The 21,852-nt window shown below is 47.8% G+C and carries 11 protein-coding genes; 8 read left to right on the top strand and 3 right to left on the bottom strand.

The annotated features are described in order from the left end of the window. Positions 1-455 precede the first annotated feature (455 nt). From N7386_RS17140 to N7386_RS17130, 3 genes are all read left to right on the top strand, one after another. A complete protein-coding gene (locus N7386_RS17140) occupies positions 456-5,567 on the top strand; it encodes a S8 family serine peptidase (RefSeq protein ID WP_279769924.1) in 5,112 nt (1,703 codons plus the stop codon). A 184-nt stretch (positions 5,568-5,751) separates the two neighbouring features. Next, complete coding sequence (gene chrA / locus N7386_RS17135; protein ID WP_279769923.1) at positions 5,752-6,903, top strand: chromate efflux transporter; 1,152 nt, start codon at positions 5,752-5,754, stop codon at positions 6,901-6,903. 135 nt (positions 6,904-7,038) lie between these two features. Continuing rightward, complete coding sequence (locus N7386_RS17130; RefSeq protein WP_086902671.1) at positions 7,039-8,703, top strand: methyl-accepting chemotaxis protein; 1,665 nt, start codon at positions 7,039-7,041, stop codon at positions 8,701-8,703. Positions 8,704-8,822: 119 nt separating this feature from the next. Here the strand turns inward: N7386_RS17130 and fdhF are convergent, their stop codons facing one another. Then, on the bottom strand, positions 8,823-13,121 hold the full coding sequence (fdhF, locus tag N7386_RS17125) for a formate dehydrogenase subunit alpha (RefSeq protein WP_086902672.1): 4,299 nt from the start codon (positions 13,119-13,121) through the stop codon (positions 8,823-8,825). 527 nt (positions 13,122-13,648) lie between these two features. Between fdhF and prfB the strand changes: the two genes are divergently transcribed. Further along, a protein-coding gene (gene prfB / locus N7386_RS17120; RefSeq protein WP_161629216.1) for a peptide chain release factor 2 occupies positions 13,649-14,747 on the top strand; the annotation gives its coding sequence in 2 pieces (ribosomal slippage) (positions 13,649-13,723 and positions 13,725-14,747; 1,098 coding nt in all). Between the two features lie 29 nt (positions 14,748-14,776). After that, positions 14,777-16,279, top strand: coding sequence for a lysine--tRNA ligase (gene lysS, locus N7386_RS17115; protein ID WP_011621622.1), 1,503 nt, complete (start codon positions 14,777-14,779; stop codon positions 16,277-16,279). A 102-nt stretch (positions 16,280-16,381) separates the two neighbouring features. On the opposite strand, the gene N7386_RS17110 is transcribed toward lysS, so the two are convergent. Next, complete coding sequence (locus N7386_RS17110; RefSeq protein WP_041412771.1) at positions 16,382-16,822, bottom strand: DUF2846 domain-containing protein; 441 nt, start codon at positions 16,820-16,822, stop codon at positions 16,382-16,384. 395 nt (positions 16,823-17,217) lie between these two features. Beyond that, the gene (locus tag N7386_RS17105; protein WP_099456919.1) at positions 17,218-17,721 is read right to left on the bottom strand and encodes a lactoylglutathione lyase family protein; all 504 of its coding nucleotides are present in this window, start codon (positions 17,719-17,721) and stop codon (positions 17,218-17,220) included. A 168-nt stretch (positions 17,722-17,889) separates the two neighbouring features. Here N7386_RS17105 and N7386_RS17100 point away from each other — a divergent pair, with 168 nt between their 5' ends. The 3 genes from N7386_RS17100 (at position 17,890) to N7386_RS17090 (ending at position 21,830) form a co-directional block, all read left to right on the top strand. Next, positions 17,890-18,837, top strand: a complete 948-nt coding sequence (locus N7386_RS17100) for a LysR family transcriptional regulator (RefSeq protein ID WP_279769917.1) — start codon at positions 17,890-17,892, stop codon at positions 18,835-18,837. Positions 18,838-19,106: 269 nt separating this feature from the next. Then, entirely contained in the window at positions 19,107-20,063 is a 957-nt protein-coding gene (pbpG, locus tag N7386_RS17095) for a D-alanyl-D-alanine endopeptidase (RefSeq protein WP_011621623.1), read from the top strand. A gap of 189 nt (positions 20,064-20,252) precedes the next feature. After that, positions 20,253-21,830 carry a rhomboid family intramembrane serine protease gene (locus tag N7386_RS17090; RefSeq protein ID WP_279769914.1) on the top strand — a complete coding sequence of 526 codons (1,578 nt, stop codon included), beginning with the start codon at positions 20,253-20,255 and terminating at the stop codon, positions 21,828-21,830. Positions 21,831-21,852: the final 22 nt, after the last annotated feature.

The raw sequence follows: 21,852 nt of genomic DNA, 5'->3' as shown, positions 1-21,852 counted from the left end.
TATTTATCCTGAATTTAGGATGCCGGCAAATGGATTTTGCCGGCTTTTTTGTTTTGTGATTCTATTCGAAACGACAGTGTGATGGTTCAATCCATACCTACTCTGGTTTGTTGTATTTCGGTTTATTCTCTCTGCCAGCCTGATATATCTCATTACTTAATTGCTTTTGATACAAAAATAACAATTAAAACAATGTCTAAGATTTTGGCTTAGTGTGATTCTCTGATTCTTCGTTTGTAATCGATATGTTTTGTTTTTATTTGATGTTTTTCAAAGAAAAATACTGAGCCGCTATTGTTTGTTTGCCAAAAGTTTCCTATTTAGCTTTGTTTTTGTGTACAAAATGTTACGTCAAAGTGCTGAGTGTTTTAATTCGTTGGTGTTTAGATTAGGGCGCCACCAGGCAGTTAGGTCGTGTGATAAATGACCAACTACAACAATAATGGAGAAGCAAAGTGAAGCTGAAGTTAATAACTTACACTGTTGCTGCCGCCCTTTATGGTGCTGGTGCTATGCAGGCAGCTGCAAGCATTGGCGATGTACATAAGAACCAAGTACAAAAAATTAAAGGTTTGCAGTTAACACCTGAACAGATCAATGAATTAAACGCTGAGCAAATCAAAGCCTCTGAAAACACTCAAGGCGTAGGTCTCAACATTCAAATCAATCCTCAAAGTCAGAAGTTTCAATACGAGGAAGGTTTGACTGGCGAGCAAGTTTATATTGTCCGCTTGAATCAAAAGCCATTGGCGCAGGTGAGTGCAGAGCTGTTAGGCACGGCTAACGATTCTGCGAGAGCGGTTAAATCTTCTAAATTGTTTGTGGCTGGTCAACCTGCAAACCGTGCAATACAAAACTACCGCACTCAACTGCTAAACAGCCAAAAGCAAGTTTTGGCTGATATTCGGTCTAATGTAGGTGCGCGTCATGCTCGCCAACAGTTTACTAACGCGGTAAACGGTTTCTCTATCGCAATGACGCAGGAAGAAGCGCAGCGTGTTGCAGAGCTGCCTAATGTTGCTTCAGTTCGTTTATCAAAGACCTACTCATTACAGTCTGATGCAGGTCCTCAGCTGATCCAAGCTGATAAAATTTGGAACGGTGAATCGACTCCTGATGGCCTGCCTTATCAAGGTGAAGGCATTATCATGGGTATAATAGATACTGGTGTAAACACGGATCACCGTTCGTTCGCCGTACAAGGCGATGATGGTTATAAACACATCAACCCTTGGGGAACAGGAACCTTCGTCGGTGACTGTACTAAGGCTGGTTTTGAAACCCTATGTAACGATAAGTTAATCGGTGTGCGTTCTTACCCTGTGATCACCGACAGCTTTGCTGATGGCTCTTTTGGTGTGGTACGCCCTGCTGTGGGTGAAGACTACCAAGGTCACGGCTCACACACGGCGTCAACTGCGGCGGGTAACGTATTATTAAACGTGGATTATGTCGCGCCTGAAGCCGCGAGCCAAGCGTCTGACGGTACAGTGATCAAGGCAGGTTTATTCCCTCGCATCAGCGGTGTGGCGCCGCACGCTAACATCATCTCTTATCAAGTTTGTCTTCCTGACAACGATTTCGGTGCAGGTTGTCCTGGCGAAGCTCTGGTTGCGGGTATTGAAGATGCGATCAAAGACGGCGTTGACGTTATCAACTTCTCTATTGGTGGTCAGGAATCCAATCCTTGGGCAGATGACGTTCAATTAGCTTTCCTTGCAGCCCGTGAAGCGGGTATCTCTGTTGCTGTCGCCGCGGGGAACTCAGGCCAATATAATAGTGCTGCAGAATACTTCGGTAAAATTGACCATGCTTCTCCTTGGCTATTAAGTGCCGCAGCGACAACCCATGATCGTGTAATCGATATTACCACTAAGCTGGTTGAACCTATTGGTGGAGCAACAACTCCAGCATGGAGTGAAATCACTGGTGGTGTGATTAACAAAGAATCTGTGACTGGTCACGTGGTTATCGCTGCAAACTTCAAAGATGAATTCTGCGCAAACCCATTCCCAGCAGATACCTTCGTTTGGAAAGATGCCAATGGTAATCCTACCGATGACAAAGTGATCGTCGCTTGCCGTCGTAATGACACGAAAAGTTCTACAGGTATTGCCCGTAGCGTTAAGGCTGATAACGTCAAGGCTGGCGGTGCCGATGGTATGATCCTGTACAACTTCGCTAAGAATGAAGCGATTGTACCTGCGGTATCTTATTCAGTACCTGCTATTCATATCACTCAAGAAAATTGGGGAACCGCCAACGGCAGTGGTCTTTATGGTTGGTTGAACAAAGGTACTGGCCATATGCTGACCATTACTGCAACCGATATCGAACGCCGTTTGGATGCAGCTGAAGCAGATTGGTTAGCTCCATTCTCATCACGTGGTCCAAGTACTTCAACGCCTGAAGCGCTAATTCCTGCGGTTGCTGCTCCTGGTGTGGATATTTACGCGGCTTTTGCTGACGAACATCCATTCAGTGCTTCATCTGCGTCAGGTGATTTCACCATCATGAGTGGTACCTCTATGGCGTCGCCGCACGTTGCGGGCTCTATGGCGCTGCTGCGTCAAGCGCACAAGGATTGGACTGCGACTGAAGTACAATCGGCACTGGCGATGACGACGGAGAACAAAGTTCAATATCGCCGTCTGAATGAAGCAACTGGTGATGTTGAACTCGCCTCAACCTACCGCGCGGGTACTGGCCGTATTAACGTGAAAAATGCAGTTAATGCGGGTTTCGTGATGGACGAAACCATTGAAAACTTCAAAGCGGCCGATCCAAATAACGGTGGTGTACTGCATAAGCTGAACATTCCACAGTTAGTTAACTTTGAATGTAAGCCTAAGTGTCAATGGATCCGTACCATTCGTGCGACTAAAGACGGTACTTGGAGCGTGACGAACGGCGATGTGATCAACTGGAACATGGATTCACAGAATCAAATTGTTCAGAACGGTGTGACCATTAAAGTGTCTCCAAGCGAGTTTACCTTAGCGGCTGGCGAGACTCAGGATATCGTGATTGAAGCCTCAATCATGGATACCCAAGATCCATTCAGTAATGCTGAAGTAGAACTGCACTCGAACCTGATTTTCACTGAAATCAGCAATAATGCTCCTGAAGCCCATTGGCCAATCGTGTTCAAGTACGACAACAACGATATGCCTTCAAGTCTTAAGTCAACAGCACACCGTAATAATGCTAGTGCTATGATTAAAGGCATTAATTTACCTGAAAGCGATAACATTCACGGCCGTATTTTCCAAGCTGTGAAAGCCGATGTTAAAACGATAATCCTGCCGAAGGATGATGATAAAGTCTATCCTTGGGCTAGCACTGGTAGCGAAGGTCTTGACCCCGAACAGATTATTGACGAAGCGACCCACGTTGAGATGATCGAGGTGCCCGCGGGTAGCCGTCGTCTGATCGTTGAAACCTTTGGCAGAGCCAAGTCTGCGTTAGAAGGTGATTTCGACATCGGTAATGCCAATATCTATGTGGGTAAAGACTATAACGGCAACGGCCAAGCCGACCCGTTTGAAGAGTTGTTATGTGTGTCAAACGACTCACTGTTCAATAACTTCTGTAATATCAACGATCCAGAAGAAGGGACTTATTGGGCAATTATCTACAATCCAAGAAAGGGTAAATCGACGAATAACTGGTATGCCGGCGTAATGGAGACCTTCCAATATGCTGCGACAGTAGTGAGTGGCCAAGTTGCTAACAACATGAGCGTCGACGTACCTGCCAGCAATGGCACAGAGGCAGTTGCTATCAACGTAAACTGGGATATGCCAGAAATGAGCGAGGGTGATATTTACTACTCGTTAATCGACTTTGGTACTTCTGCAGTTAACGCCGGTAATATTGGTAAAGTTGCCTATAAATTGGAACGTGGTGTTAACGATGTTCATTTAGAGGTTCCTCAAACTAAGGCGTTAGTGGGTCAATATGTTCCATTCACCTTTAAGGTTCAGCCTAACGATTCAGGTGCAGACCGTGCATTTACTATCGAAGCGAATATCCCCGAAGGCTTAAGCCTGAAAGCGGAAGAAGTATTCACTTCATCTAGTGCTACCGTTAAGGATATTAAAGTCGAAGGTCGTAAGCTGACCATCAGTGGTGTTCAACCGAATACACTCGGTAAGTACGCTCAGTACAATATCACTACGAACATCGAAGACCCAATGTGTAAAACACCAAACTTTGGTAACGAAAACCCAGGTGGCTATGTTGACTTAGAAGAGTTTGGTATTTACCCAACATTAAGTGGTTTCGAACCAACCGAGCTTGGTAGCAATGGTAAAGTCACCACTGGTAACACTAACAATATCCGTTACCAAACGGGTAACGTGTTACCGATTAAAACCTTGTTTGGCGGTGCATATACCGGTTTCCACTTGTATAACAACGCTGAAGAGATGAACGTCTGGAATGACAACGCCATCCAGATCCATGGCACAGGTATTGTGACTCTTTACAATCAGAAGTTCTTCTACGGCTGGCATGACATTTTCCCATATTTGAATGCACCATTCTCGAGTATGGGGGTGTTGTGGCGCGGTACGGACTATAGAGGTACAAATTCGGATCTGATGAGTGTGCCAAAAGTAGTCACAAGCAAGGAAATTGCTGGTATCTCTGTTGGTAGTACCTCTGATGGTTGGGCAATTATCGAGTACGATAATGCACGCTCTTACGGTCAATTGGCTAACAATGCTACGACCAATGCTAAGCAGTGGGAAGAGCGTGACGATAGATACGACTTTGAGTTGCTGTTTAATGTAAACACCCGCTATGGCGATGGTGAATACGAAATGATCATGGCCTACGACAATATCGACTTTGGTACTCAAGATGACCGTGGTTCTATTGGCGTACAAGGTTTCAAAGGTCCCTTAAGTCTGTTAGGCCCTGCTAATGGTTACAAAGGTCAGCAATTCGCTTTCAATGGTCTGAAAGACAAGATCCATAATGGCTTAGTGATCTGTTACGACTACGTTGGCCCAGAGTCATCACAATTTGAAGTGACGGCTTGGACGAAAGTCGCGACAAATGCACCAGGTAAAGCTTTAACTGTGGATGCGGTCAGTCAGGTTGATGGTATGGCGAATATCAGCATGTCACGCACAGTCACAGTACCAAGTAACATCACTGTGGCTCGCATTGCTAACCAAACGATTGCGGAAAACACGAGCTTAGAAGGCTTGAAAGTCATTTATGCCGACGAGCAAAACAGCGTGAACAAGATCACCGTAACGGGTGAGCACATCAGCGCTGTGGTGAATGGCAACACTTCAGGTTCAAGCATCACTATTACACCAGAAGCTAACTTCCACGGCGACGTAGAAGTCACAGTGACTGTGAGTGATGTGGAAAACCCAGCCGATGCAGCGAGCACCAGCTTTATGCTAACCGTTGAATCCGATGGGGTTGAGCCGACTACGCCACCTGTAACACCTGACCCTGACACCAATAAAGATAGCGGTGGTGCTTTAGGTGGTTTATCTATGCTACTGGCTCTCGGGGCATTGATCAGAAGAAGAAAAACTCACTAATCATGGGTTTGACTTCCTAGTCAATTGATATTTATCCTGAATTTAGGATGCCGGCAAATGGATTTTGCCGGCTTTTTTGTTTCTATGGCTTGGCGCTCTTTCGTTATAGCAGTATTTCCTTTTCATCAAAATGTCTTTTTAATGGCATAATCTCGCTTATTTTATGCATCGAAAGGCAAATCATATGCTGCAGATATTCTTACGTTTTTTAACCCTTGGGCTGATGAGTTTTGGCGGGCCTGCGGCGCATATCGGCTATTTTCGACAAACCTTTGTCAACGAACTCGGTTGGCTTGATGATAAACGTTATGCCAGCTTAGTGGCTTTAAGCCAATTTATGCCGGGACCCGGCTCAAGTCAGGTCGGTTTTGCCATCGGTTACCATAGGGGGGGACTGCTCGGTGCCATAGCCGCCTTTGCCGGATTTACCTTGCCTTCCTTTGTATTGATGTATCTGCTGGCCGTAACCACCGCCGCTTGGTTAGGTAACGATTACATGCAGGGCATAGTCCATGGCTTAAAACTGTTGGCTGTGGTCGTGGTTGCGGATGCTGTGCTGGCGATGTTCAGCCAGTTTTGCCAGCGTAAAACCGCGCGCTTATTGATGCTTGGCAGCGCCGCGAGCATACTGATTTTCCCGTTCTTATGGACCCAAATTGCGCTGTTAATCCTTGCCGCGCTCTTAGGCTTATCATTCTTGAGTGCGACCGAGAGTGAGTCTCAAAAACCTGACCCCATTCGTTTGAACTACCTGAGCTTAGGCATATTTATCGCCTTGTTTGTGGGGAGCTTTTGGGCTTTAGATCTTGGCGTTGAAGCTGGGATCTTTGGTGAGTTTTATCGCGCTGGCAGCTTAGTCTTCGGTGGCGGTCATGTGGTGTTGCCGTTGCTTGAGACTGCGGTCGGCGATTCTCTGAATAGCGATCGCTTCCTCACTGGCTATGCCTTTGCTCAAGCCGTGCCTGGGCCTATGTTCACCTTTGCGACCTTCCTTGGCGCCGAGATGATGCTTGAGAATCCCTTTGTCGGCGCGGCTATCGCAACTCTAGCTATCTTCTTACCGGGATTTTTATTGATGCTGGTGGGCTTAAAGAGTTGGCATGCAATTGCCGCCAGACCCAAGATTGCCGGCATGCTTGCCGGTGTCAACGCCTGTGTGGTGGGATTACTTGCGGCGGCGCTATACCAACCCGTGTTTACCCAAGGGGTGTTATCTGGTGTAGATATGGCCATAGTCTTGCTCGGTTTTGGTGCGTTAAAGCTCTTCAAACCGCAGATGCTGCTATTGGTTTTAGGCTTTAGCCTGTGTGGTATCGGATTGATATTACTTGGTTAAGCGAATGACCTCCTAAAGTTGGCGCCTGAAATTAATACGATATTTGTTAAGTTAAACGCAAAGATATTGCACTGTTTTGGCTATACTTCATAAATATAAAAAAATATAAGCTCGATCACCCTGGAGTAAGCAAGCATGTCGAATTTAAGCCTGCGTAATAAATTACTGCTGTTGTCTTTGTTTCCCCTCATTTTGACCCTGTTAGTGCTCATGACCGTTTCCTACTATGTCGAACAAGAATCCCTCGCGGAAGAAGTAGTGACCTTTAGGACTAAACTGGTTGGCGAACGTAAACAACAAATCAAAGAAGCGACCGAAATTGCCGCCGGGATCGTGCAATATCAACTGTCCCTCAAGGATCAAGGCAATGTGAACCAAGCCCTGCGTGATATTCGTTTTGGCAGCGCTGGTTATTTCTTTATTTATGATTCCCAAGGTAAAAACATTTTCCACGCCTTAATGCCGAATCTCGAAGGTCAAAACAAAATCGATATGACAGACCCTCGCGGTACTAAGATCATCGTCGGTTTGTTGGATGCGGCCAAACGCGGCGACGGTAACTTTTCCTATTACTATCAAAAGCCCAATACCAACGAGCAAATCGAGAAGATTAGCTACGTGATGATGGTTCCGGGTACCGACTGGATGCTCGGTACTGGGGCCTATATCGACGATATCGAAGCCGTGGTGGAGGATTACCGCCAAACCGTGACCGAACAAATGGCCGATAAATCCTTCATGATCCTGTTAATTGCTCTCGTGCTGACGGGGATCACGGCCTTTATCATTATGGTTGCAGCCCATCGTATGGTGGTGCCGATTAAAAATATGGCGGATAGTCTGAACGATATCGCCAAGGGAGAAGGGGATTTAACTAAACGCTTAAGCGTGAAGGGCGAGGATGAAATTGCTCAGTTAGGTCAAGCCTTTAACTTATTCGTCGATAAGCTACAAACCATTATTGGCGATGTGGCCAACGCCACGGCTAAGGTGAAATCCGCCGCGAATGCGATTCACGACCAAACCAAAGTGATGTCGAGCCAACTGCTGAGCCACAACAACGAGACAGACCAAGTGGTGACGGCCATTACCGAGATGTCCTCTACCGCGAGTGAAGTGGCGCAAAATACCACCCAAGTGGCCGAGGCGACCCAAGCTGCTACAGGTGATGTGGCTAATGCGCAGCGCTGCGTCGATGCCTCACTCGAAGAGATTGCAGGTCTAATGGCGCAAATTAATAATGCCGCGGGCAGCATTAAGTCCCTAAGCGAGCAATCGCAAAAGATTAACAGTGTCTTGTCTGTGATTGGTGGCATCGCCGAGCAAACCAACCTGCTGGCCCTTAACGCGGCGATTGAAGCTGCCCGCGCCGGTGAGCAAGGGCGTGGCTTTGCCGTGGTGGCCGATGAAGTGCGTAATCTTGCCAGCCGGACTCAGGCAAGCACCTTAGAAATCAATGAAATGCTTTCAGAACTCCACAAGCTGGTGGCCTTGGCGGTAAAAACCATGGACGAGAGCCAGCAGAGCTGCGTGCGCTCGGTGGATTCTTCCCGCGCTATTTCGGAAAGCTTAGGCTCGGTGACATCGGCAGTGACTGCGATTAACGATATGAGTACCCAAATTGCGACGGCGGCGACCGAGCAAAGCTCTGTGACCGAAGAAATCAACCGTAACGTTTATGCCATCCAAGAGATCGTTAACGAGCTGCTCCACTCCAGTGAAGATGCGGCCAAGGTGAGTCAAACCGTGTCTCAGGAGGGGATTAACCTGGGTAAATTAGTAGGGCAGTTTAAGATTTAACTCGGCTAATTAAGCAAGTTAATTAAGCAATTAATTAATTTAGCGAATAAAAACGGGAGACAGTGTCTCCCGTTTTTTATGTTCATCTTTGGGCTTAATTTTATGCTTGCTATGCAGCCCTAGGCTGGTTCACTCATCTTTGCAGTCACCTTTTCAGCCCTGACTGCACAGACCTTATATTCGGGAATATAAGCTACAGGGTCGAGCGCATTGATGGTGAGCTTATTCGCCGCTGCTTCCACAAAATGGAACGGCAGGAACAGCACGCCCGCTTGGGCGCGTTTAGTCACAAAGGCATCGATTTCAATCTCACCGCGGCGGGTGGTGAGGCGAAGTTTATCGCCGTTATGGATCCCCAGTTGCTCCGCATCATAGACAGAAATCATCACCTTAGGCGCGCCGAGTAGATCCAGCCCTGGTGTTTTACGGGTGAGTGTGCCCGTGTGGAATTGCTCCAATAGCCGTCCCGTCGACAGCGTCAGCGGATACTCGTTGCAGGGCATTTCAGCAGGCAGGCGATAACTGACGGGGGTAAATAAGCCTAAGCCTCGAGTGAATTGGCTTTGGTGCATAATCGGCGTCCCGGGATGGGTTTCATCCGGACAGGGCCATTGAATCCCTTGGGAGATTCGACCTTCTGCATTGGCACTTAATCTGTCCCAGCGAATACCGCGATACTGCGGGGTGAGCTCGTTGATCTCGCCCCAGATAGCTTCTTCGTTGGCATAATCCCAGTTAGCGCCCATGGCATTAGCGACCGCTTGTACTATCTGCCAATCGGGCAAGGCTTCACCCGGTGAGGCGAGTGCTTGCTCGAGTCGCTGTACCCGACGCTCGGTATTGGTAAAGTGACCGCGTTTTTCCACGAATGCGGCGGCGGGCAAGACCACATGGGCAAGCTCGGCCGTCTCGGTTAAAAAGATATCCTGCACCACCAGAAACTCGATTTGGCTCAAGGCATTAAGCACATGGGCTTGGTCGGGGTCGCTGAGCACGGGATTCTCCCCCATCACATATAAGGCTTTAATGTTGCCCTTGGCAATATCGTGCATCATATGGGTTGCGGTGACGCCAATTTCCCCCGATAACGGCGTTTGCCAGTGGTTTTCGAAGCGCATTCTGGCATGAATATCCGTGACCTTTTGATAGCCTGTGAAGTAGTTGGGTAATGCACCCATATCACAAGCCCCTTGAACGTTACTCTGGCCGCGAAGTGGGTTAATCCCCGCGCCTGACACACCAATATTGCCGCAAAGTAGCTGCAAATTAGAGATAGCCGTGACGTTATCGTGCCCAGTCGTATGCTGAGTGATCCCCATGGCGTAGTAAACCGCGGTCTTTTGCGCCGTGCCTATGGTGCGCGCGAGGCGGGCAATGTCTTCGGCCTTTACGCCCGTGATGAGCGCCGCGTTTTCGAGGGAGTAATCCTCCTTGGCTAACTCCGCATAGAGGGCCTCAATGCCTTCGGTACGCCGGGCGATATAGTCTTTATCCTGCCAATCGTTACGAATAATTTCCGCCATAATGGCGTTGAGCAGCATCACATCCGTCCCCGGTCTGTGGGCGACATACAGCTCGGCCTTTTCGGCAATGCCAACCCGCTTCGGATCGGCAACCAGCAAACGCGCGCCGTGCTGCATCACCGCCTGCTGAATTTTCGAGGCGATAATCGGATGGGCGCAGGTGGTGTCTGAACCTAAGATAAAGATGACGTCCGAGTCCTTAATGCTCGGAATATCATTGGTCATTGCGCCGCTACCAATACTCTGCTGCAAGCCTGTTACCGTTGATGAATGGCATAGGCGGGCGCAGTGATCGATATTGTTGGTGCCAAGAACACTGCGAACGAACTTTTGTAGCACAAAGTTATCTTCGTTGGTGGCTTTGGCCGAGGCGAGGCTGGCGAGGACATTGCTGCCATCTTTTTGTTTTATCTCGGTTAAGCGTTTTGCCACATAGGCGATGGCTTCGGGCCAGCTACTCGGTTGCAGCTCGCCGTTTTTACGTATTAGTGGCGTAGTGAGACGTTTGTCGCTGTGAATAAAATCGAAGCCAAAACGCCCCTTAACACACAGCATGCCTTGGTTAACGACCGAGTCCTTATTGCCTTCGATATGGCGAATGCGATTGGCGCTAGGGTCGATTTTAAGGTCGAGGCGACAGCCCACGCCGCAGTAAGTACAAATCGTCGAGGCTGTTTTTAACTCTGTGCTATCGCCTTGGCGTTTATCCCGCGCATCGACCAGTGCGCCCGTCGGACAAACCTGTACACAGTTACCACATTGCACACACTGGCTATCGGCCATGCTCGCACTAAAGCCAACTCTCGGCGCGCGGCGCTCCATGTGTTGAGTCATTTCCTGCGGCAGCGCCTGATAGGAATCTTGGCTAAATTGGATGGCGCAGTGACCGCTCTGCTGCTGACACACATCGACGCATTTACCGCAGCTAATACAGCGATTAGCATCGAATTGAATAAAGGGTGCGCTCTTATCAACACTGAAATGCCGTGCATTTTCAGTGGCTAAGCTTTTGGCCTCGACACCATAATCCGTGGCGTAATCCCTCAGCTTACAATCAGTATTGGCCTGACAGGCGCACTCGAGGCAACGAGCCGCCTCTTGCATGGCGGCATCTACGGGAAAGCCTAACTCGACTTCACTGTAATTCAGTAACCGTTGCAGCGCCGTGAGTTCGGGCATCTTCAAGCGCGGCTGACGCGGCGTATGGGGATAAAGCGTTGACCCTGCTTTTGAGCTTGTTTCGGTTTGCTTAAGGGCGTTTGGAATGAGGGCGTTTGGAATGGTTTTGACCGAGTTAAACTCATGGGCATGTAAATCGCAGCTAAGGCCGATTTTTAGCATCTTATCAATAGCGATGGCCGCTTTACGGCCATCGCCAATCGCGGCTACGGCAGTCGCTGGGCCGCGGCGGGCATCGCCCATCACAAACAGTTTTTCTACCCCCGATGACATGGTTTGCTCGCAGCCTATCAGGGTGTTCCAGCGGCTCAGCGCCAGTTCGCCATGCCTGAGTTGCCCTAAAGGATCCTGCATAAAACTCAGATCTGGCGCTTGGGAGACGGCGGCGATAACGGTATCGAAGGCCTCGGTAAAGGTTTCCCCTGTGTCCACGGGCGCGTGTCTGCCCGAGGCATCGGCTTCGCCGAGTGCCATTTTGCTGAAGGTGACAGCTTCTATCTGTCCATTGGCATCGCTATGATTTTCAATGGGATTGGTTAAGAAATGGAATTTGACGCCTTCAACTTCGGCCTCATGTACTTCGTAGGCTTCGGCGGGCATTTCGGCGCGGGTACGGCGGTAGATTAAGGTGACATCGCAGCCTTCGCGCACGGCGGTGCGGGCGCAGTCGATGGCGGTGTTGCCGCCACCAATCACGGCGACTTTTTTGCCTAACTTCAATTGTTTGTCGAGGCAATGATCCTTAAGAAAATCCACCCCAAGGTAACAGCCCGCAAGTTCTGAGCCTTTATAGTTCATCGGCACCGCCTTTTGGGCGCCGATGGCAAGGCACACAGCGTCGAAATCGGCGACCAGTTGGGCTAAATGAATTTCATGGCCGAGGCGAGTATCTGTATGAATGGTTAACCCATTGCGGCATAGCAGCTCGATTTCTTTATCGAGAATCGCCTTAGGTAAACGGTATTCGGGGATCCCATAACGCAGCCAGCCGCCCGCCTGGGGCATAGCTTCAAAAATCTCAACACTATGCCCTTGGTTTGATAGGTAATAACCGGTACTTAATCCTGCCGGGCCCGCGCCAATAATGGCAATCTTTTTGCCCGTATCTGCGAGGCGTGTTGGTTGATAACTGCCGCCTTGTTCATCGTCGGCCAAGTCTAAATCGGCGGCGTGGCGCTTAAGTTGACGAATGGCAATGGGGTCATCGACGAGGCCGCGGCGGCATTCAGTCTCGCAAAATGCGGGGCAGACTCGGCCAATCGACAGCGGCAGCGGCAGGGTGTCTTTAATGACTTTAATCGCTTGGGTATGGTCGCCTTGGGCAATGTGGTAGAGGTAGGTTTGCACATCGACGCCCGCGGGGCAGGCCTGCTGGCAGGGCGCCTCACAATCGGCAAAGTGGTCACTTAAAATTGTGCTCAGTGCGGCTTGGCGCTGTTTGGTTAAATATGCCGATTGGGTGATGACCTTCATGCCCGCTTCGGCGGGCGTTTCACAGGCTTTTACGCAGCGCAGGCTGGCATCGGTGTTTTCGATTTGCACTAAGCAGAGGTTGCAGTCCTGTTTATTGGCGTTAGGCGCTGCGCCTAATTGCCGTGTCGCATCCGTTGGTTCGCACAGACTCGGAATGGCTATGCCCGCCTTACGGGCCGCCTGTAATAGGGTTTCGCTCGGCTCGGCCGTGACGCTGTGATTGTCGATGTTAAGTTCTATCATCCCAAGGCCTTTTATATTTGTAGGGTGCTTGCTGCATTGGCGTAAAGCGGCAGGCTTAAGGTGGGTTTGAGTATAACTAGAGCGCTTTAGAAGACGCTTATGGGCTGGGGAAGTTTGACGCTAAATTGCCGCTGTCATCACAAACCCGTATCAGACTGTGCGCTGATGAAGGTTTACTGGTGGAAAGTTGTGATTTGCTTGGTGTTTTGCATTTGATTTATCTGTATCTTGCTTAATCCTTTGAGGTTTTTAGTGATTATCACTGTTTAGCTTGCTCAAATTTATGTTTGAACGCGGCGTGAAACGGGTTATTTCATGTAGGATCACAGTCTTAACTAGGCTTTGTCTGTTAATCTGCTGGCGCCAGCGGTGCTTTTTAGGCTGATAAAATCGCCCTGAAGTGTCAACACGCCCTAGGTTTACAGCCGTTGTTAGGTTAAAATGCGCGGTTGCAAATACTGTTAATCGCCGCCTCCTTTGATGGAAAATCCATTGAAACGGCAAAAATAAAGCGAAGTTGAAAATCCATGTTTGAAGTTAATCCAGTAAAATTCAAAATTAAGGAGCTTGCCGAGCGTACGCAGCTTCTTAGGGGGTATCTTTGACTACGATGCTAAGCATGAGCGTCTAGAAGAAGTCAGCCGTGAACTTGAAAGTTCTGAGGTGTGGAACGAGCCAGAACGTGCTCAAGCCCTAGGTAAAGAGCGCGCCAGCCTCGAAGCCGTTGTCAAAACTATCGATGATATGGATGCCGGTCTAGAAGACGTTGAAGGTCTGCTAGAGCTTGCCATCGAAGAAGAAGACGAAGACACCTTCAATGAAACCACCAAAGAGCTGGATTATTTAGAGAGCCGTTTGGCCGAACTCGAATTCCGCCGTATGTTCTCTGGTCAACATGATGCCTCCGATTGTTACTTAGACATTCAATCGGGCAGTGGCGGTACTGAGGCGCAAGACTGGGCCAACATGGTACTGCGTATGTACCTGCGTTGGGGCGAAGCCCACGGATTCAGCCCTGAGCTGATGGAAGTCACCGACGGTGACGTCGCCGGTATTAAGGGCGCGACCATTAAATTCACCGGTGAGTATGCTTTCGGTTGGTTACGTACCGAGACAGGCGTGCATCGTTTAGTGCGTAAATCGCCATTCGACTCATCGGGTCGTCGCCATACCTCTTTCTGCTCGGTATTCGTTTACCCCGAGATTGATGACGATATCACCATCGATATCAATCCTGCTGACTTACGTATCGACGTATACCGCGCCTCGGGTGCGGGTGGTCAGCACGTTAACCGAACCGAATCTGCGGTACGTATTACCCACTTACCGACCAACACGGTAGTGCAGTGCCAGAACGACCGTTCACAGCACAAGAACAAAGATTCGGCGATGAAACAGTTAAAAGCCAAACTGTTCGAATTAGAAATGCATAAGCAAAATGCGGAAAAACAAGCCGCCGAAGATGCCAAATCTGACATCGGTTGGGGCAGCCAGATCCGTTCTTATGTATTGGATGATTCCCGTATTAAAGACTTACGCACTAGCGTGGAGACGCGCAATACCCAAGCGGTACTCGATGGCGATCTGGACAAGTTTATCGAAGCCAGTTTGAAATCAGGGCTGTAATTAATTCAAAGGTATAGACGAGAAATAAGATGACTGAACAAGTACAAGATGAAAACAAACTGATTGCCGAGCGTCGTGCCAAGCTAGAAAGCATTCGCCCGAACTGCAGCGCTAATGCTCACCCTAATACTTTCCGTCGCACCCACAAAGCGGCTGAGTTGCAGGAAAAATACGGTCAAAACACTAAGGAAGAACTCGAAGCCTTAGGTTTTAAAACCAGCATCGCTGGCCGTATCATGGCAAAACGTGGCCCATTCCTGGTGATCCAAGACGTGTCTGGTCGTATCCAAGCTTACGCTGAAAAGGGCGTTCAAGCGGATCTGAAAGACCGTTACCAAGGTCTGGATATCGGTGACATCATCGGCGTAACCGGTCAGTTGCACTTGTCTGGTAAAGGCGATCTGTACGTGAACATGGAAGAGTACCAACTGCTGACCAAAGCACTGCGTCCTCTGCCAGAAAAATTTCACGGCTTAACCGACCAAGAAACCCGTTACCGCCAACGTTATGTGGACTTAATCGTTAACGAAGAATCTCGTCAAGCCTTCGTTATGCGTTCAAAAGTGGTTGCTGCTATCCGTAACTTTATGATCAAAAAAGAGTTCATGGAAGTTGAGACCCCAATGATGCACGTGATCCCAGGCGGCGCTTCAGCCCGTCCATTTATCACTCACCACAATGCGCTGGACATGCCAATGTACCTGCGTATCGCGCCAGAGTTATACCTCAAGCGTTTAGTGGTCGGTGGTTTTGAGCGTGTGTTCGAAATCAACCGTAACTTCCGTAACGAAGGTCTGTCGCCACGCCATAACCCAGAATTCACTATGATGGAATTCTATATGGCCTATGCAGACTACAAAGATCTGATGGACTTAACCGAAGAACTGTTAAGCTCTATCGCGATTGAACTGTTAGGCAGCGCGCAAATGCCATACGGCGAGCACACTGTTGATTTCGGTGGCCCATATGCCCGTTTAAGCATGTTAGAAGCGATTCAGAAGTACAATCCTGACAACGCGACTATCCAAGCCATGACTTACGAGCAAGTGAAAGATCTTGAATTCATGCGTGAACTGGCGATCAGCCTAGGCATCAAGATCGAGAAGTTCTGGACCTGTGGTCAGCTATTAGAAGAAATCTTCGGTGAAACTGCTGAATGGCAGTTAATGCAACCGACTTTCATCACTGGCTACCCAGCGGACATTTCGCCACTGGCACGTCGTAACGATGACAATCACTTCATCACCGACCGTTTTGAATTCTTCATCGGTGGCCGTGAAGTGGCTAACGGTTTCAGCGAGTTAAACGATGCTGAAGACCAAGACAGCCGCTTTAAAGCGCAGGTTGACGCGAAAGACGCGGGTGACGACGAAGCCATGTTCTACGATGCAGATTACATCACTGCACTGGAACACGGTTTACCACCAACAGCGGGTCAAGGTATCGGTATCGACCGTTTAGTGATGCTATTCACTAACACTCACACTATCCGTGACGTGATCCTGTTCCCAGCGATGCGTCCACAGGCCTAAGCCTGATTGGGGTTGTTGATTAAACACCAACCCCAGCATTTAGCGAACAATAAAAAACCAGCCATTAGGCTGGTTTTTTATTGGCCAAAGCATAAATAATGACTATTTCGCCAGTTTACATTCTTGAACGTTTTTCATGCCTTCGGTATCTGAAACCGCTTTTAATCCAGCTCCACCAACAAAGACACCCATCTTGATATATTGCTCGAAGAAGTAATTTTTACCTCCTTCGGTTTTTACGGTTAAATTGTTTTCGCTGAATTCAGATTCAGTCGACAACATTTGTTCACCCGGCTCAACTTCCTTAAAGAAATAAACTTTGTTAGCCGACTCTCCAATGAGATCACCGTTAATATAGATATTTTTCTTTAGTGCCTGTCCAACAAAGCTATTACGGTAAACATAAATACCACTTTTATTGTCTGCTGGTTTTTGGAATGTTTTTAATTTTGCATCTTCTTCTTTTGAGGCCATTGGTACTGTTGCGCAGCCAGAAAGGAATAGGCAAGCAGCCAATATTGGCGTAAGCAGTTTTTTTAACATCATCAATCCCTAATTTTGAAATAATAAAAACCAGTGGTGTCCACTGTAGACATCAACTCGTTATCAGGAATAGTGTTGCGTGGGGAGACAAAAACATCATCCTGACACGAGTAAAGGTTACCGCATACGGTTAATTGCCAGCCTGAAAATGTTTTTAAATCAGTAAGCTAAACGTACTATTCCTGATGTGGCGAAATATAACTTAAGTTGTATCAATGAGCCATTGGTTTGTAGCTTAAATTGATGGAATGTGTATTTTTGTGATCTTGGTGAGAGGGGCTTTAGTTGAAGGAATCTTCTGCTGGTTTTTATTTGAGCTATCGAGTCGTCCATACCAATATCACATCTTGGTCAACTTAATATGAAATGGTATGGACAACTTCTTTAGTGATGATTTATTGATAGGCACCGCTAGCATAATGTAGCTCATAGCTATGGCTATATATTTCGAGGATATTGCCAAAGGGATCTTCCATATAAATCATGCGATAGGGTTTCTCGCCCGGATAATAATATCTCGGCTCTTTCATACGTTTCTTACCGCCAGCGGCGACAATTTTTTCGGCAAGTTCTTCAAGGTTGGGATCTTGCACGCAGAAATGGAATACGCCAGTTTTCCAATATTCAAAGTTGTTCTCAGGGTTTACTTGATTCGCGAATTGGAATAGCTCGACACCAATTCGGTCGCCCGTCGATAAATGAGCAATCTTAAAAGAACCCCAATTAGGACCAAATACATCGGTGCACATCTCACCGATTGCCGAGTTGTCTTCAATAATTTCTGTTGGCGGCATGATCAGATACCAGCCGAGTACCTCAGTGTAAAACTTAACCGCTGCTTCGAGATCGGGAACCGAAATACCAATATGCGAAAAGGTGCGTGGATAAGGTGTATTCATATTAACTCCTAGTGCGAATGTTATGTGCCCAAAAGCCGAATCATCACAGCTTCAGTGGCGATGGAGTCAGTTTATGATGTTCGATTGACAATTAAAAATTATCAAATTTTCTTGTTTTGATAATTTTTGTTTATTATTAATGGGAGAAATGAGCGATAGAGAGTGCATATGCTGAATCAACAATGGCTGCAGACCTTCGTGACCCTGATTGAGGTCGGGCACTTTACTCAGACGGCTAAAAAGCTGTTTATGACTCAACCAGGCGTTAGCCAACATATTAAAAAGTTGGAAGAACAAGTGGGTGTGTCCCTGATACTGCGACAGGGCAAGCGCTTTGAGTTGACAGAGGCGGGCAGCATTCTCTATCAACATGCCCGTGAATATCGGCGAGCCGAAACAGAGCTGTTAGCGCGATTGCAAATCGACGATCGCTATATTGGAGAGTGCCGTTTTGGCTGCTCGGGGGCGATAGCAAGTTTGCTCTATCCGCATTTTCTAGAGAGACAAATTCAGTACCCCGGCTTGAATGTGATGTTAGAGGCGGCACCGAACCAACGCATAGTGTCGGGCATTTTAAATAACCAGCTCGATGTGGGCATAGTCACTAAGCGCACAGATGAAGCTGAGCTCAGTTATCAAGCCATAGGCTATGCGGAGTTAGCCTTAGTGCTGCCAAGCCAGTATCAAAGTATGCCGTTAGACAAAGAACGCCTGGAACATATTGGTTTTATTGATCATCCCGATGGACAATATTATCTGCAGCAAGTCCTCAGAGCCAATTTTGGCGAGGCTGAAGCGACACTCAATGCCCGCGGGAGTCAGCGATACGCGAGTGGCATCGCCCAGCAGATCCCACGCAGGGGATATGTTAATCAGCTCAATCAAATCTTACTGCCAGTCGCTAAAGGCATTGGTTTTACTGTGCTTCCTTTAACTACGGTTAACGCCTTTATACCTAGGGAGAGTCTATGGGCGGTAGAACTTGAGCAAAAAGTGCAGGAGTCGTTGTATTTAGTGCATAAAAATACTCGGCCTTTACCTTCTCGCTTTGAGGCATTTATTGAGCTGGCGATTCGTCTGATAGCTAACGAGTCACAACTAAAAAGTCTCTCCTAATTGCAGTTGTTTGGATGGTCATACTGAAAATGACATTGTTTTTAGTATTGATAATTGCTGATTGAATTTTTATTGGTATTAAGTACTTAATTAGCGAAAGTTTTAGTGAATGAAAATTCAGAAAATTTCTGCAAATTTAGGCTAAAAAGTGCTGATATTACAGATAAAAGTCGATTGGGATTCTATTCCTTTTTCCACAGACCTTTTATACTTAGCTTCAACCTTGTGCGTAGCACATTCGACTTATCTAACGACTCAGTGAAATCTACATGAAGATCCCTTCTCTGCTTGGTAGTTTTATCTTGGTATGCAGCAGTTTAACTGTTGCCGCGACAGCGCATTCTGCCGATTCGGCCTCTGTCACTACAAAAAGCACCGCCACGGCGAAAAAAGCCCCTGCAAAACAGCAGGAGGTGGCCGCCAATAGTGCGCTGGTGGTGGATCTAAAAACCAACGAAATTCTCTATTCTAGTAATCCCGATGCTGTAAGGCCGATTGCCTCTGTGACTAAGCTGATGACCGCCATGGTGACCTTAGACGCTAAGTTGCCTATGGATGAAAAGCTTGCCATCAATATCAACGACACTAAGGAAATGCGCGGTGTGTATTCTCGAGTGCGTATCGGCAGTGAAATCAGCCGTAAAGATATGTTATTGCTGACATTAATGTCATCAGAAAACCGTGCAGCGGCGAGTCTTGCCCACCATTATCCCGGTGGTCATAAGGCCTTTATTAAGGCGATGAACGCTAAGGCAAAAGCCCTAGGCATGAAGAATACTCGCTATGTGGAGCCGACTGGGCTGTCAGAGAAAAACGTTTCGAGTGCCCGCGATCTAGTAGTGTTGCTCAAGGCCAGCGAAGGTTATCCGATGTTAGGTCAGTTAAGCTCGACCGAAAAGAAAACCGTCACCTTTGGCAAACCTAAGTACAGCCTCGATTTTAGAAACACTAACCGTTTGGTTTACAAAGATAACTGGAATATTCACCTCACTAAAACTGGCTTTACCAATGAGGCTGGCCATTGTTTAGTGATGCGTACCGAAATGGCGAAACGCCAAGTGGCCTTTGTGGTGCTCGATGCCTATGGTAAATACACCCATATGGCGGATGCCAACCGTTTACGAAACTGGTTAGAAACCGGCAAAGTGACTCCGATCCCTGCCGAAGCTAAACAGTATAAAAAGCAGCGCAGCCAGCAGCAGTTTGCCAAAGTCAGTGAGACCTAAGCAGGCGTTAGTTGCTTATCCATTCAACAAAAAGGCCAGAATCGTTCTGGCCTTTTTGTTGGCATTTGCCTAGCACTTTTGTTGTAGAGGATTGATTGGCTTCACTAAAAACCAAGCAAACATCCCGCTAAGGGTGCGTTGTGCGGTGATACGCCGTATCATTGGCGGGATTTTTCTCTCAAGGATGATATGCGTGTGGCGTTAATCTTAAAAAAACTCCAGTTGATCTATGTGCCCTTTATACTGCTCTGCCTACTATTTGTTTCAGGCTACAGCTTGCTCCATTGGTTGTTGATTATTGAGTTCCAACGGCTGAGGATTGACGAATCAATTATCAATTTCTGGCTGCCGCTGATATTGCCTTGGCCCTTGCTGTTTTTCTATTTAAGGCCGAGGCTTAAGTTATTCCGCTTTACCAAGAGCAATAGCCGTTTTATCTATTTTGTGATTGCCGTGCTGTTGCTGGCGGTGCCTACTATCGTGGCGCAGGAATACCTTAATAGCGCAACGGGCAAGTTGACTCAACTCGAGTCCATCAATGCACTATTGCACCAGCCGCAGACCAAGTATTACCAATTAAATCAGTTTTATATCGATAAAAAACACATAGGCGTGCAGCGTAATATTGAGCCCATAGGTAAGGGCAACAGTGAGCTGCGTATGAGCCTGTATATTGCGATGCCGATTTTCGCTAAACGCAATGAGAGTTGGCGGGTCGGTGCTAAGGCCTTGGCATGGTATGGCAAAGTTTATGAGAAAACGATCAGTAATCGACTCGAACAGCAGGAGAAAGAATCGCTATTTCAGGAATTTATTCATCAGAGTCAGCAGGAGTTTAATGCCTTAAACCCGGATGACTTTATCTATCTTGACCGTATAGGCCCGTCGAGCCGCTACACTCAACTACTCACCGCAGCCCAAAAAAGCTCAGTCTACTTCGAGGGTTATCAAACCGTCTTGATGCCTGTGAATCAACCCTTCGAGGCGCGTAATGGCCATAAATTGGCGTGGATTTTTGCTTGGTTAAGCTTTGGGGCCATTCTGTGGTTGTTGATGAGTCTGATGCTAAAACTGGATGAGACGCAGGCGTCTAAGCCCTTGGCTGCGCAGCTGAGTATGGAAAAACCTAAGGCAGAGCTCTATGGCTTTTTGGCCGAATTAAAACCTCGGCAGGGCTTTGTTATGACGCCTATCTTGCTCTATATCAACACCTTGATATTTGTATTGATGGCCTTTGTCAGCCAGCACCTTATCGCCTTACCAAACAGTGTGTTACTCGATTGGGGGGCTAACCTTCGGCAGTTGGTGCTTGAGCAGCAAGTCTGGCGTTTAATCAGTAATGTGTTTTTGCACGGCGGCCTGATGCATTTGGTTTTTAACTTATACGGGCTGTTTTTTGCGGGGATGTTTTTGGAGCCACTGCTGGGCAAATGGCGTTTACTCTGGGTCTATCTGTGCTGTGGTTTAGTGGCGAGTATGGCCAGCATAGGCTGGTATGAGGCGACGATCAGCATAGGTGCCTCGGGCGCCATCATGGGGCTATTTGGGGTGTTGATCATCTGGATATGGTTGGGTTTATTGCCCTTGGCGGACAATATGTCGCTCGCCCTGAATCTGACCCTATTCGTTACTGCAAGTCTTGTGATGGGACTCTTTGGCGGGGTGGACAATGCCGCGCACCTGAGTGGTTTGGGCAGTGGGCTGCTGCTTGGGGGCTTGCTACGCCCAAACAAGGTGCAGTCGCAGGCCAATAAAAAGCCGAGGTAAACCCTCGGCTAATGGGTTTTCC

Source organism: Shewanella sp. GD04112, assembly GCF_029835735.1.
Taxonomy (GTDB): domain Bacteria; phylum Pseudomonadota; class Gammaproteobacteria; order Enterobacterales; family Shewanellaceae; genus Shewanella.
The sequence above is the reverse complement of the archived record's forward strand: the minus strand, read 5'-3'. Positions and strand labels throughout refer to the sequence as shown.